The sequence below is a fragment of the Streptomyces sp. NPDC090021 genome, from assembly GCF_044748225.1.
Lineage (GTDB): Bacteria > Actinomycetota > Actinomycetes > Streptomycetales > Streptomycetaceae > Streptomyces.
The window spans coordinates 75,689-88,840 of sequence record NZ_JBIVFO010000036.1 but is presented as its reverse complement, the minus strand read 5'-3'; the positions used below and the strand labels follow the sequence as shown (position 1 = coordinate 88,840).

Here is a 13,152-nt window from a genome sequence, read left to right as displayed (position 1 = left end):
CCTCGTCGACGCCCCACCGGGTCCGCTGCGACCGGCCCCGCGCACCTGGTGCTTCTGGGAGCCCGGCCGCGGCCCCGACGGGGCCGCCGCGGCGCCGGACCGCGGGCTCAGCAGTTCTTGGCGGGCGCGGGCACCGGGTTGGCCAGGAGGGCCAGGGCCTTGTCCGCGTCCTCCGTGGTACTGAGCTCCTTGAAGGCGTCGCCCAGGATCAGGTCGACGTCCGCGGTCTCACGGGCGTCGGTCTGCTGGGTGGTGCCGGGGAGCTGGGTGCCGAGCACCGCGAAGACGGCCTTGTCGGTCGTGGGGGAGCCCAGCAGTATCCCGGCCCCGGGGACCTTCTTGTCGAAGTCGGCCGGGGCGTTGCCGACGCTGCCGACGACGAAGCCGCGTTTGGTGAGTTCGTCGCCGACGGCCTTGGCCAGGCCCGCGCGCGGGGTCGCGTTGTAGACGTTGACGGTGATCGTGCCGGGCTGGGGGAGCACGACCGCCGGTTTGGCGGGTGCGGACGCCGTGGAGGCGGCCGCGGGGGCGCCTTGCTTGGCGGCGGCCTCGGGAGATTTCGTCGGGCAGTCCTTGGCACCGGCAGCCGTGTTCCGCTTGGGGCCATCGCCGCGGAACACGTCGATGAGCTGCAGTGCCCCGTAGCCGACCAGGGCAAGCGTGAGGACCGAGCCGAGCACGGCGAGGACGATCCGTCGTCGGCTCCGCTTACGGCTCATGCGGGGGTAGGCGGTCCCCGTGACGCGGTACTTGCCGCCCATGCCGGGGGGAGTGAGCATGCTCATGTGCGCAGCGTAGTGCGACCCGGTGGCGATGCCTACTAAATGATCTGCTGATAGGTCAATGGCGACCCGAAAGGCGCAATCTACGCGAAGCGTCAGTCCATCTCGAGGACGCGGGCGTGCAGCACCTGACGCTGCTGCAGGGCCGCGCGCACGGCGCGGTGCAGCCCGTCCTCCAGGTAGAGGTCGCCCTGCCACTTCACGACGTGCGCGAAGAGGTCGCCGTAGAACGTCGAGTCCTCGGCGAGCAGCGTTTCGAGGTCCAGCTGGCCCTTGGTCGTCACGAGCTGGTCGAGCCGGACCGGGCGCGGCGCGACGTCCGCCCACTGCCGGGTGGTTTCCCTGCCGTGGTCGGGGTACGGCCGCCCGCTTCCGATGCGCTTGAAGATCACACGGAAAGCCTACCGGGCCCGTGCCTGCGGGCGCAGCCTCGCAAGGGTGGTGCAAAAGTGACGGACAGTGCTATTTGGGGAGTGATCCATGAGCGAGAGCACCGATGCCGCGGCCGCTGCGGCGGATGAGGCGGATGAGGCGAGCAAGACGGACAAGGTGAACCAGGCGGATGCGGCGGACAGCGCGGACGCCGCCGACACCGCGGACGCCGCCGACACCGCCCACGCGGCGGGCCCGGCCGGGCAGATCGCCGCCGGGTACGCCTTCACCGGACCCGCGCTCGACCTGGGGGCCCTCCTCTGGGACGGCGCGTGCCTGCCCGACCGCCAGATCCGCATCCCCCTGTCCATGCTCAACCGGCACGGGCTGGTCGCCGGCGCCACCGGCACCGGCAAGACCAAGACGCTCCAGCTCATCGCCGAGCAGCTGTCGGCGAACGGCGTCCCGGTCTTCCTCGCGGACATCAAGGGCGACGTCTCGGGGATCACGGCCCCCGGGGTGCCCGGTGAGCGCATCGACCAGCGGGCCCGCGAGGTGGCCCAGAGCTGGGAACCCACCAAATGCCCGGGCGAGTTCTACTCGCTGGGCGGGATCGGCCCCGGTATCCCGGTCCGGTCCACCGTCACCGCCTTCGGCCCGGTGCTGATGTCGAAGGTGCTCCAGCTCAACCAGACGCAGGAGCAGTCCCTCGGCCTGATCTTCCACTACGCCGACACCAAGGGACTGGAGCTGATCGACCTCAAGGACCTGCGCGCCGTCGTCGCCTTCCTCGTCTCCGACCAGGGGAAGTCGGAGCTCAAGGGCATCGGCGGACTGTCCACGGTGACCGCGGGGGTGATCCTGCGGGCGCTGACCGCCTTCGAGGCGCAGGGGGCCGCGGAGTTCTTCGGCGAGCCCGAGTTCGACACGAGCGAGCTGCTGCGCACGGCCGCCGACGGCCGCGGGGTGGTCTCCGTACTCGAACTCCCGGCGGTCCAGGACAAGCCGCAGCTCTTCTCCACCTTCCTGATGTGGCTGCTGGCCGACCTCTACAACGACCTGCCGGAGGTCGGCGATCTGGACAGGCCCAAGCTCGTCTTCTTCTTCGACGAGGCCCATCTGCTCTTCAGCGGGGCCTCGAAGGCCTTCCTCCAGTCGGTCACCCGGACCGTCCGGCTGATCCGGTCCAAGGGCGTCGGCGTCTTCTTCGTGACGCAGACCCCCAAGGACGTGCCCGCCGACGTGCTCGCCCAGCTCGGCAACCGTGTGCAGCACGCCCTGCGCGCCTTCACCCCCGACGACGCCAAGGCGCTGAAGGCGACCGTGAAGACCTTCCCGCACTCCGCCTACGACCTGGAGGAACTGCTCACCGCACTGGGGACGGGCGAGGCCGTCGTCACCGTGCTCAGCGAGAACGGCGCCCCCACCCCGGTCGCCGCGACCCGCCTGCGCGCCCCGCAGTCGCTGATGGGGCCCGTCCCGGCGGCGGACCTGGACCGGGCGGTGAAGTCCTCGCTGCTCTGGTCGCGCTACGCGGAGCCGGTCGACCGCGAGTCGGCGTACGAGAGGATCAGCGCCGAACAGGCGGCCGCGGAGGCCCGGGCGGAGGCGGCCGCCGCGGAGGCCGAGGCCGAGAAGCAGGCCAGGGCGGCGGAGAAGGAGACCGCGCGGGGAGCCGGGCGGGGAGCCGCGAGGGGGGCGGGACGCGGAGCCCCGAAGGAGGACCCCTCGCTGGTGGAGCAGGTGGTGGGCAGCGGCCTGTTCCGCTCGCTGGCCCGCTCGGTCGGTACGCAGCTGGGCCGGGAGATCTCGCGCTCCGTCTTCGGGACGGCGCGCAGGCGCAGGTGACGCGGTGACAGACTCGGTGCATGCGGACTGAACTCACCGACACCACGTCCAGCAAGGTCAACCGGGCCCTGCTCGCGGCACGCCGGGCGATAGGCAGCCCCACCATGGGGCTGGTCCTGACGCTCGTCGTCGTCACCGACGAGGAGAACGCCTACGACGCCGTACGCGCGGCCTCCGAAGCCTCGCACGAGCATCCCTGCCGCATCATCGCGGTCATCAGGCGGGTGTCGCGCGGCCCGCACAAGCTCCGCGCGAGCCGGGTGGACGCCGAGCTGCGGGTCGGGTCGGACGCCGGAGCCGGGGAGCTCGTGCTGTTGCGCCTGCACGGGGCGCTCACCGAGCAGGCCGGGTCGGTCGTCCTGCCGCTGCTGGTGCCGGACGCGCCGGTGGTGGCGTGGTGGCCGGCCGCGGCCCCCGCCGACCTGGCGCGGGACCCGCTGGGCGCGCTCGCGCAGCGCCGGATCACGGACGCGGCCGCCGCCTTCGACCCGGTGGGCGTGCTCCACGAGCGGGCCGCCGGCTACCAGCCCGGCGACACCGACCTGGCCTGGACCCGGCTCACGCCCTGGCGGGCCCTGCTGGCCGCGGCCCTGGACCAGACGCCGCTGCCGGTGACCGGCGCGGCGGTGGAGAGCGAACCCGACAACGCGAGCGCCGAGCTGCTGGCGCGCTGGCTGGAGGACCGGTTGGGGGTCCCGGTGGACCGCGTCGCGACCGACGGCCCGGTGATCACCGCGGTGGTCCTGCGCACCACCGGCGGGGAGGTCCGCGTGGACCGGCCCGCGGGCGCGCTGGCCACCCTGACCCTGCCGGGCAGCCCCGACCGCAGGGTGGCCCTGAAGATCCGCAGCGGCGCCGAACTGATCGCGGAGGAGCTGCGCCGCCTCGACGCGGACGTGGTCTACGGCTCCGCGCTGCGGCGGCGGCCGCTCCAGGCGGGGCTCTCCGCGTAGTGGTTGTCGTAGGTCGCCGAGCTGTCCTTGATGTCCTGCACGGTGGCCTCGCCCGCGTGGACCCGGCCGAGGAGGCGGTAGTAGTCGAAGCGGCCCATTCCGGGGGTGAAGCCGACGAACACGCTCGCCGTGTGGCCGGCGGCGGGGGCGAAGGCGTGCTTGACGCCCGGCGGGATCGCGATGAAGTCGCCGGCGTCCAGGGTCTGGATCTCGTCGCCGACGAGGACGTCGAGCCGTCCTTTGGTGACGTGGAAGAACTCGGTGGCCCGGGTGTGGAAGTGCACCGGGGCGCCCGCCGCGCCCGCCTCGAAGGCTGCCGTGTTGCAGGTGAGTTCGGCGGTGTCGGTGAGCAGGGTGATGCGGCTGCCGGGGGCGTCCTGGATGGCTTCGGCGGTGGCGGCGCGGGTCGCGATCTCTGTCATGTCCTTCAATCTACGGAACCGATAGACCGGGATCAGGGGCCAATCCAGGCCCTGTGTCACCGGTCAATTCACCCCTTCGCCCCTCTCACCTCTTCACCCCTTCGCGGCTTTGGCGGCCTTGGAGGCGGCCTTCATCTCCTGCTTGTGCGCCCGCACCTTGGCCAGGGACTCGGGACCGGTGATGTCGGCCGCCGAGCGGTAGACGTTGGCCGGGCCGTAGCCGCCTGCGGCCTCCCGCCAGCCCGGCGGACGCACCCCGAACCGCTTGCCGAGCAGGGCGAGGAAGATCTGCGCCTTCTGTTCCCCGAAGCCCGGCAGCGCCTTGAGCCGCCCCAGCAGCTCCCGCCCGGTCGGCGCGTCGGCCCAGACGGCCTCGGCGTTCCCGTCGTAGTGCTCCACCAGGTACGCGCACAGCTGCTGGATCCGTGTCGCCATCGACCCCGGGTACCGGTGCACGGCGGGCTTATCGGAGAGCAGCGCGGCGAAGGCCTCCGGGTCGTACGCGGCGATGGCGTGCGCGTCCAGGTCGTCGGAGCCCAGCCGCTGCGCGATCGTCCAGGGTCCCGAGAAGGCCCATTCCATCGGCACCTGCTGGTCCAGCAGCATTCCGACGAGCGCGGCGAGCGGGCTCCGGCCGAGCAGCGCGTCGGCCTCGGGCTGCTGCGCCAGCCGGATGGTGATGTCCTTGTCCATGGCTCCAGCGTCCCGCGCGGGCGCGCTCCCCGCGCGGTCGGCACACCGCGCGCCTAGCGTGAGTACGACGACAGCCGTGAACGAGCCGAGGAGTCGATCGATCATGCTTGAGTTCCCCGAAGGCGCGCCGTGCTGGGTGGACGCGATGTTCCGGGACGTGGAGGGCGCCAAGACCTTCTACGGCGACGTGCTGGGCTGGACCTTCGGCGAGTCCAGCAGCGAGTACGGCAACTACACGCAGGCCTACTCCGACGGCAAGGCCGTCGCGGCCGTCGTACCGCCGATGCCCGGGGGCGACGCTCCCTCGCAGTGGTGTCTGTACCTCGCCTCGCCCGACGCGGCGGCCACGGCCGGGAAGGTGACCGCGAACGGCGGCGAGGTCCTGATGGGCCCGATGCAGGTCGGTGCCTTCGGCACGATGCTCATCGCGAAGGAGCCGAGCGGCGCGGTCTTCGGCGTCTGGCAGCCGGGCGAGCACAAGGGCTTCGAGAAGATGGGCGAGGCGGGCTCCTACGCCTGGGCCGAGCTCTTCACCCGGGAGCCGGCCGCGTCGGACGCCTTCCTGCCGAAGGTGTTCCCGTACAGCGCCGAGCGGATGGACCCGGGCGACGACCCGGAGGCGGCCGGCATGGACTTCATGGTCTTCAGCGCCGGTGACCCGGGGCAGCCGGTGCTGGGGCGGATGAAGATGGACGACGACTTCCCGCCGGAGCTGCCGCCGTACATCCAGGTCTACTTCGCGGTCCCGGACTGCGACGAGGCGGTGTCGAAGACGCAGAAGCACGGAGGGAAGCTGCACTTCGGCCCGATGGACAGCCCGTTCGGCCGGTTCGCGGCGGTCTCGGACCCGCAGGGCGCCGCCTTCGCGGTGATCGACCTGACCACGACGGTCGGTGAGATGCCGGCCTTCGGCTGATTCCGCCCGCGGGCCCGCCGACGACCGCGCCCGGTGGGGCCGTGGGGCCGTGCCCGTGCTGAACCGCGGCGGCCCGTCCTGGGCGGCCTCGTCCGGACGGCCCCGGACGGAGGCGGATGCCACCAGAACTGCAACTGCTGCTCGGCTACGTACGGCCCTCCGGGCCGTACCACTGGACGGGCTGGCCGGTTACCGCGGCGATGCAGTCGAAGTCGTGGTCACAGAGGAATTCCTCGACGAGGCTTGGACCTGCCGACTCGCCTCCGCCCGCGCATGAGGACGCACTGTCCCGGCTTTGCCGAGCCGACGGCATCCTGGACCGACCGCAGGGCGCTGCCGAGCACGTGCAGCTTCCGGTCCCGACTGTTGAAACGCCGCATGCACGTTTCCCGCGAGCAAGGGTATCGACAGAGATACTGTCGCTGCCGCTACCATCTCCCCCTACTCGGGTGCGGCGCTCATGACGCCGTGGATGCGGGAGAGCGTGAAAACGCGGTCGGCGTCCCGAAGGTGGCACCAGGCTTCGATGTAGGGCGGGTCGAGCTCCAGGCGGCTGAGGGTGCGCACGGTCCGGTTGCCCGAGGTGGCGACGTACTCGACGGTGATGGCCTGACCGGCGTCGATGGCGTGGGCGAGCTGGCGGATGTCGCTGTACGGCAGGTGCTTCGCCCACCCCGCGACGATCTCCTCGGTGTCCGTGGCGAAGGGCGCTCCTCCGTCGAACGGTGCCGGTTCGGGAGTCGTGGCCGGGGCGGCCAGCAGCCGGGTCGCCAACGTGCTCGGGTCGAGGGCGGCGGATGGCTTCGCCTTGCTCGTGGCAGCGATCCGGCCGCCACTCCTCGCCCCTGAGCCGCGCGGAGCCGGAACGGCAGCGGCGGCGCGCCGAGGCCGGGACTTCTCGATGCGTACGGCTCCCTCGGCGGTCTCGGCGACGGGGGCGTATCCCTCGGCCCGGAGCGCGGCGAGCGTCGTGTCGAGCGGGCTGCGGCTGATCAGCACCGTCGGCGCCAGTTGTCGCAGTCCGAGCTTGGCCAGCTTGCGGTGGGCGGCGAGTTCGGCCAGGAGCGCGGGCTCGGCGCCGTGGAGGACGCAGACGGCGGGGGCGATGCGTACGCGCCCGTGGCCTCGTGCGGTGTCGGCGATCAGGTACGACAGGGGCTGTGGCAGCGGCCCGGCGGCGACGGCGGCCAGGTCCGCTGTGATGTCCTCGGGAGTACGACCGGCGTCCAGAGCCCGTCGGACACTGCCGGCGCTGAACCGCCACACCGACGCCGTGCCACTGGTCTCCCGGTCCGCGACGGAGTCCAGGAGTGCGGCCAGCCGCGCGGACGGGGTGCCGGTGACGACGGCGGTGAGGTCGGCCCCGATCCGGGCCGTCGCGGTGGCCGAGGGCAGCAGCCGCCGGCACTCGATTCCCAGCCCTTCGGCGTCTCCGGTCCGCAGGTGGATGCCGATGGCGGACAGAGCACCGCGTGCGAGCACGCCGAGGAGTTCGGCCTCGCGGATCACGGTGGCGAACGGCGGTCCGTCCGGCGTCGAGTCGGCGAGGGGGCGGTACCAGGCGATCAGCGGACCCAGATCCGACGCGACCCGCACGCCCTGCCCAGCCGGGAGCCGGTTCGCTGCGGTCAGCAGCCCGTGGCGGGCCTGCACACAGCCGTTGCACGGCGGTGCGGCGGCGAGTGCGGGGAGCGCCTTGTTGTCCTCGTCGCGCGCCTGGGTGGGGGTGAGCGGCAGGTTCCGCCATGCCTGGAGCAGTACGGCGAACTGCTCCGGGGGTTCCTGCGCCGCCCAGGCGTCGTATGCCTCGGTGGGGGCCACGCGATCGCCGTCGCGGGCCAGCAGCCCGGCGGCGTACGCGGTTTCCAGGGTGAGGCGTACGACGGCGTCGTCGGCCTGGGCGGCCTTGCCGATCCGGGCCAGTTCACGCGCACCGATTCCACCGGACTTCAGCCGGGCCGGCGCGGACGCAGAGCAGGCCGACAGGACCGAGGCGGCACCGGCAGCGAACGCCGCAGCGGCGGCGGACGCCTCATGGTCGACCTCCGTCGGGGTGACGGGCGCCAATCCCACGGTAGGCGGGACGGGCTGGAACGGGGCGTGCCAGCCGGGCCCGCGCAACGCGAGCGCCACCTCGGCGGGCATACGGGCCGGACCGTAGCGGTGACGGTCCTGGACCAGGAACCCCCGTTCCAGTGCCCATCGAGCGCCCGGTTCGACATCGGGGCCCGGACTCCCGAACATGACGAACCGCGCGGGCCTCGCCGACCCGGCCCCCGCTCGGCCTTCGAGCAGCTTCCGGGCCGCTGCAGGGGCCTTGGCGACCACGGAGAGGATCCGCTCCGGGTCGCTGTGGTGCTCCACCAGCGCGGCCAGCCGCTGCGCCTTGCTGCTCGGCGGCTTGACGCCCAGTGCCGCCAGCATGCCGCGCAGTTCGTCGGAGGTCGTGCCGGAGAGCAGTTCCTCCAGCGGGGCATCCAGTCCCAGGGGCGCGCCCCACGCCTGCCGCAGCGGGCCGGCCATGCGGAGCTTGCCCGACCTGTCCGGCCAGACCAGAGCATGATCGGCCAGAGTCTCCAGCACGGCCTCCAGTTCGCCGGCTTCGTCGTCCGCCGCTCCCAACAGCTCCGCCAGTGCCTCGCGCGACGCGGGCGTACGCAGCGCCGCCAGCGCTTCGGCGACCTGGAGCTGCGGGAGCGCGAGCTGTGGCAGGGCAAGCGCCACCGATCCCGGGCGCTGAAGACGGTCGGCCAGTTCCCCCACCGAGCGCGGCTCCGGAGGGGCCGCCGCGTCCCTCCGCGTCTCGAGAACGCGTGCCAGACGACAGCTGTCGAGGCCGCCCAGCCATGTCGCCAGCGTCGATCGGGACTTCATACCGGGCACCTCGCGGGATCAGGACCATGGCAGCGGGGGGACTCGCCGCGGGCTATCAAGGATGTCGTATCCCTATGATCCGCGGATGCCGTGCGGGACAGGACTCCCCTTTCGGTGGGCGCCGGCATCCGCGGCATGGCGGGAGCGGGGCAGCCCGGATCCTCGAAATATCCGAATGGGGTGCGTGTAAATGCAACCAGAAAGGCAACCAGAGCACGACGAGAAGCCGAGTCGCGTATCGCGGCTCGGCTTCTCGTTTCGCCTGTTCAGGCGGCTGCGGAGGATACGGGATTCGAACTCGTGAGGGGTTGCCCCCAACAGGCTTTCCACATGTTCGTACGGGTGTCCGTTGGGGGTCGTACCCGTCCTGAACTGCGGCGGAGCGTTCGGGGTGGTCACGTTCGGGCGGGTCCGGACGGGGGCGAATGAGACCACGACTGAGACCAGAGATAGCGATTACGTCGCTGTCTGGCCTCAGGTTGCGCTACGCAACTGATGGATCTCTGGCAGGCGCCCCCCCCGGACGGCTCCAACCCCTTCAGTTCGCCTGCGCCGGCACCGCCCAGCTGATGCTGCCCAAAGACGACAGGCGGATACCCGACAGCTCCTCCACTACCTCCTCCCCGGGCGCCTGCCCGCCCCGGGTTTTCACCAGGTGCGCGAGGACCGACAGCAGGTGGTCGGGCTCCAGGAACCGGGCCAGCAGGCCCTGCGCGGCCAGCGCCTCCTGCACCCCCGGCCGTCGCCCCCGGACCACGACCAGCGTGCGCTCCTCCCGGACGTCCGCGACCATCTGGGCGGTGAGGTCGGTCGCCGGCACCCTGAGGGTCACCGCCGCGCCGGCCCCCCCGGCGCTCCACTCCGCGACGTAGAACGACCCGTCGGTCATCGCGTCGGTGACCTCCAGGCCCAGGCATTCGGCGAGTTCGCCGAGCCGCTCCAGGTACGCGGCAGCCCCGTTTGCCATCTCCAGGTCCGCCGACACGTCGCCGAAGTTGTGGCCACCGCCGTTGGGGATCACCACCTCGGCCCACTCGCGGGCGATCCGCTCGCGGTGTGCCTGCTCCTGAGCCAGCCGGCTGTCGATGATCCGCCGGGCGTCGGCGCGTTCGGCGTGGGTCAGGCCCTCCTTCAGCGGGTCCATGTCCACCAGCAGCGACGGCGGGTCGGGCTGCTGGTCCTCGGGCAGGCCGGCCAGCTTCGCCAGCCGCTCGCGGTGCAGTCCGGTGATCCGCATCTTGGACACCTTCGCCAGCCACGCCGGCAGCCCGGACTCCACCTGCTGGGCGATCAGCTGCATCCGCGCGGAGTGGTCGACCCCGTCCTCGGTGAAGCTGATGTCCGCGGCCGCCCGGATGTAGCCAGCCATCTGCTCGCAGAGTTGCTCAACGTCGGAGTAGTACAGCGACAGGGACGGCGGCTTGTACTGCCCCTTGTCGGGATCCTCCGCCGACTTGATCGTCCCCGAGAACCGCTGCTGCATCTCGGCGAAGGGCACCCCGTGCAGCCACTCGTACGCCACCACCGCCCGCAGCAGGGCGTTGATCTCGTCGGTAGGTGCGGCGTCCTCGTCGCTGGCAATCAGTTCTTGGAGCTCGGCTGAGATCACCGGCCGCCCGGCCTCCCGCAGCAGCCGCTCGGGCAGCGGGGCGCCCTCGGCGGCCACCCAGTTCGCGCAGTCCTGGCGCATCTGCTCGCGATCGGCGCAGTACGTCAGGGCCATGGTGAGAACCGCGCCCTTCAGGGAGGGCAGATGGCGGTTGCTCCCCTGGCCGGGGAGCGCCACCCAGGCCGTGACCTGCTTGATGGAACGAGCCCGGGAGGCGTGCCAGAGCAGCTCTATCGTCCCGGCCCCGCTGCGGACGAGCCCGGCCAGGCGTTCCAGGTCGGGTGCGTCGTCCAGCTCCAGGCCGGACCGCCCGACGGCCTTGCCCAGCTCGGTGAGATCCAGGCGCCTGCCCGCGCCGGGGAGGGTGGTGCCGCCCACTTCGTGGATCAGCTTGCGGCGCTGCAACTCCTGGAGGACGTTACTGGGTTCGGGCAGCGCGGGGTGGTCCGGCTCGTAGCTGATGAGCAGGTTGTCGAGGATCACCTGGACCCGCTCCAGCCACTTCTTCTCAACCAGTTTCTGGTTGTACTGACACAGCACCTGGAGCACCAGTCCGCTGATCGACTCTAGATCGCGGTACTGGGACCGGACGGCCAGGGAACGGCGCTTGCTCCGCACGAACTGCTTGGAGACCCCTTCGACCGTGGCCAGCTCCTTGATGTCGACGGTGGTCAGCCCGTCGACGTTCTGCAGCTCAAGGTCGGAGGGCACCAGGATGTAGAACTGGCCGCGCTCGGCCACCGTCTGGCCCCGGCGGCCCGCCCGGCCGCCCTTGTTGTCCAGGTCCGCGGGCAGCAGCAACTGCCGGGCGCGTTGCGAACCGGCGCCGGACAGACCGGAGATGCTGGTCGCGATGACTGTGTCGGCGGGGAGGTTGAGGCCCACGGCGAGGGTGTCGGTGGCCACCAGCACGCGCAGCAGGCCATCCTCGGCCCGGAACTCCTCCTCCAGCAGCCGCCGCATCGGGGGCGCCAGTGCGGCCGAGTGCGCGGCCACGCCCGTGCGCAGGCCGCGGATGACCAGCTCGTAGCCCGGGATGTCTGAGGTCATCAGTCGGTCGTACAGTTCGCCCTCCTGGTCGCGGCGGGCGGACTTGACGCTCTTGTAACGGCCGTCGACCCAGGGTGAGCCGCCCTTGGGCCGTTTGAACGCCGCGTCTAGGACCTGCCGGATGCCGGCCGCCAGCTGGTCGGCGGCGGTCCGGGTCGGGACGAAGCAGATGATCCGACGCTCGTCGTTCTCCTCCAGGATGCTGAGGACGAGGGTGGCGGCGAGCTCGGCCGTGGACAGCTTGCGCTGGAGGCCGTTGAGGCCCTTGGACAGCGCGGTGGAGTACTGGCTACGCAGGGCGGGCAGCCGGTGCTGCTCCCGCACTGCCTCCGGCGGTGTCCGACTGCCGGGCATGTTCATGCTAAGCAGATGGGCGTCGCGCTGGACCAGCCAGTACCCCTGGTCCACGACGTAGGTGTCGAGAGGGACGGGCCGCTCGTTGCTGCTCGGGGTGAAGGTGGTGCGCTGGTCGCCCAGCCACCGCTCCAGCGTCTCACCCGCCTCGGGGCTGAGCGCGGCCGACAGGCCGAGCAGGGCCGGCCGGTCACCGGGCCGCAGTTTGATCAGGGTGAGCAGGGCCTCCAGCTTGGCCGCGCGGTCGCTGGTCTCGGACAGCATCTGGAGCTCGTCGACGACCACCAGACGGGTGCTGTCCAGAGGGCGCATACCGTTGACCAGGTATACGCCGAGTTTCTCGTAAATGGCCACGGCGACCTTGTAGTGGCCGTTGCCCACAGGCCGGTCGCTCTCGGGGTAGTCGCGCGACACCCCGTACACCTGCCCCTGGAGCCGCTTCAGTGCCTCGTTGCCGCCGAGCCACCTCTGCCACTGGGCCTCTTCCTGCGCCACCAGCGCCTTGATCGGCAGCAGCATCATGGCCGACTCGTCGTTGTTGAGGGCCATCGTCATGCCGACACGGGCGATGGTGGTCTTGCCGCTGTTGGTCACCGCGTACACCAGGGCCACGCCGCGGTCGTCGATGATCTTCCGGCAGACCTGGACGAGTTCCTGCTGGAACTGGTTGAGCTCCTCCCACGGGCCGAGCTTCTTCTCCCACAGCTCCAGCAGCGCCTCCCGGCGGTCGGGGCGGGGGGACTTGGGAAGCAACTCCCCGTACCCGCTGACGGGGGGCAGCCGGTCGTCGCGGGCGTGCGCCGGCGGCGCGGCGGATGGTCCGCCGGTCCGCGGTACGGCGCCGGCATCCGGACAGGGCACCGACTGGGGTGGGATGACGGCGGTGACGGTCACCGGTTCGGGGGCGGGGATGGGGGTGGAGGCCGGCTGCCCCAGTTCGTGTTTAGTGATCAGAGCCGTAATGGTCGGGTTGTGGGCGACGTCGCTGCCCTCCTGGCCCAGGTGGCGAACGATCCTGCGCCAGCCCCACTTGACCCGCCCGGTCTCGCACTTGTCGCGGATCTGCCACCAGAAGGAGTCCCCGTTCACGGTGTCCGTCGGGAACGCGGCGGCTGGGTACCCGAGTTCCTGGAGGATCCGCCGCCACCCGGACAGGTCGTAGGCCCGGCACAGCAGGGCGACGAGGTTGTTCCAGTCCTCCCGGGGAATGTCCCAGGGGCCGGGCTCGTCGTCCTTCTCGTCGCTCAGATCTGGTTCAGGCATGTTGGAAAGCGGCACT

The 13,152-nt window shown here is 71.5% G+C and carries 9 protein-coding genes and 1 pseudogene; 3 read left to right on the top strand and 7 right to left on the bottom strand.

Going from position 1 to position 13,152, the window contains the following annotated elements; all coding sequences use genetic code 11:
- Nucleotides 1-107: 107 nt before the first annotated feature.
- The gene (locus ACIPXC_RS26570; RefSeq protein WP_401623083.1) at nucleotides 108-785 is read right to left on the bottom strand and encodes a LytR C-terminal domain-containing protein; all 678 of its coding nucleotides are present in this window, start codon (nucleotides 783-785) and stop codon (nucleotides 108-110) included.
- A gap of 92 nt (nucleotides 786-877) precedes the next feature.
- Nucleotides 878-1,174, bottom strand: a complete 297-nt coding sequence (locus ACIPXC_RS26565) for a type II toxin-antitoxin system VapB family antitoxin (protein ID WP_008740979.1) — start codon at nucleotides 1,172-1,174, stop codon at nucleotides 878-880.
- Between the two features lie 88 nt (nucleotides 1,175-1,262).
- Between ACIPXC_RS26565 and ACIPXC_RS26560 the strand changes: the two genes are divergently transcribed.
- Entirely contained in the window at nucleotides 1,263-3,002 is a 1,740-nt protein-coding gene (locus tag ACIPXC_RS26560) for a helicase HerA-like domain-containing protein (RefSeq protein WP_401623079.1), read from the top strand.
- A 20-nt stretch (nucleotides 3,003-3,022) separates the two neighbouring features.
- The gene (gene opcA, locus ACIPXC_RS26555; RefSeq protein WP_401623076.1) at nucleotides 3,023-3,955 is read left to right on the top strand and encodes a glucose-6-phosphate dehydrogenase assembly protein OpcA; all 933 of its coding nucleotides are present in this window, start codon (nucleotides 3,023-3,025) and stop codon (nucleotides 3,953-3,955) included.
- Here opcA and ACIPXC_RS26550 read toward each other — a convergent pair.
- Together ACIPXC_RS26550 and ACIPXC_RS26545 are read right to left on the bottom strand one after the other, a co-directional pair.
- Nucleotides 3,904-4,377 carry a cupin domain-containing protein gene (locus ACIPXC_RS26550; RefSeq protein ID WP_401623073.1) on the bottom strand — a complete coding sequence of 158 codons (474 nt, stop codon included), beginning with the start codon at nucleotides 4,375-4,377 and terminating at the stop codon, nucleotides 3,904-3,906. The genes opcA and ACIPXC_RS26550 overlap by 52 nt on opposite strands.
- A 93-nt stretch (nucleotides 4,378-4,470) precedes the next feature.
- Complete coding sequence (locus tag ACIPXC_RS26545) at nucleotides 4,471-5,070, bottom strand: HhH-GPD-type base excision DNA repair protein (protein ID WP_401623070.1); 600 nt, start codon at nucleotides 5,068-5,070, stop codon at nucleotides 4,471-4,473.
- A 103-nt stretch (nucleotides 5,071-5,173) separates the two neighbouring features.
- On the opposite strand from ACIPXC_RS26545, the gene ACIPXC_RS26540 reads away from it, so the two are divergent.
- Nucleotides 5,174-5,986 carry a VOC family protein gene (locus tag ACIPXC_RS26540; RefSeq protein ID WP_401623067.1) on the top strand — a complete coding sequence of 271 codons (813 nt, stop codon included), beginning with the start codon at nucleotides 5,174-5,176 and terminating at the stop codon, nucleotides 5,984-5,986.
- A 223-nt stretch (nucleotides 5,987-6,209) separates the two neighbouring features.
- On the opposite strand, the pseudogene ACIPXC_RS26535 reads toward ACIPXC_RS26540, so the two are convergent.
- The 3 genes and pseudogenes from ACIPXC_RS26535 to ACIPXC_RS26525 all read right to left on the bottom strand — a co-directional run.
- Nucleotides 6,210-6,366, bottom strand: a pseudogene (locus tag ACIPXC_RS26535) (ATP-binding protein); the annotation flags it as partial.
- 61 nt (nucleotides 6,367-6,427) lie between these two features.
- On the bottom strand, nucleotides 6,428-8,860 hold the full coding sequence (locus tag ACIPXC_RS26530) for a helicase-associated domain-containing protein (protein ID WP_401623064.1): 2,433 nt from the start codon (nucleotides 8,858-8,860) through the stop codon (nucleotides 6,428-6,430).
- A gap of 538 nt (nucleotides 8,861-9,398) precedes the next feature.
- Nucleotides 9,399-13,136 carry a DEAD/DEAH box helicase gene (locus tag ACIPXC_RS26525; protein ID WP_401623061.1) on the bottom strand — a complete coding sequence of 1,246 codons (3,738 nt, stop codon included), beginning with the start codon at nucleotides 13,134-13,136 and terminating at the stop codon, nucleotides 9,399-9,401.
- Nucleotides 13,137-13,152: the final 16 nt, after the last annotated feature.

Bases quoted from the DNA above. Each gene is read 5' to 3' on its own strand.
- ACIPXC_RS26530 (WP_401623064.1), bottom strand. From the start codon at position 8,860: ATGAAGTCCCGATCGACGCTGGCGACATGGCTGGGCGGCCTCGACAGC.
- ACIPXC_RS26550 (WP_401623073.1), bottom strand. From the start codon at position 4,377: ATGACAGAGATCGCGACCCGCGCCGCCACCGCCGAAGCCATCCAGGAC.
- ACIPXC_RS26540 (WP_401623067.1), top strand. From the start codon at position 5,174: ATGCTTGAGTTCCCCGAAGGCGCGCCGTGCTGGGTGGACGCGATGTTC.
- ACIPXC_RS26525 (WP_401623061.1), bottom strand. From the start codon at position 13,136: ATGCCTGAACCAGATCTGAGCGACGAGAAGGACGACGAGCCCGGCCCC.
- ACIPXC_RS26560 (WP_401623079.1), top strand. From the start codon at position 1,263: ATGAGCGAGAGCACCGATGCCGCGGCCGCTGCGGCGGATGAGGCGGAT.
- opcA (WP_401623076.1), top strand. From the start codon at position 3,023: ATGCGGACTGAACTCACCGACACCACGTCCAGCAAGGTCAACCGGGCC.
- ACIPXC_RS26545 (WP_401623070.1), bottom strand. From the start codon at position 5,070: ATGGACAAGGACATCACCATCCGGCTGGCGCAGCAGCCCGAGGCCGAC.
- ACIPXC_RS26570 (WP_401623083.1), bottom strand. From the start codon at position 785: ATGAGCATGCTCACTCCCCCCGGCATGGGCGGCAAGTACCGCGTCACG.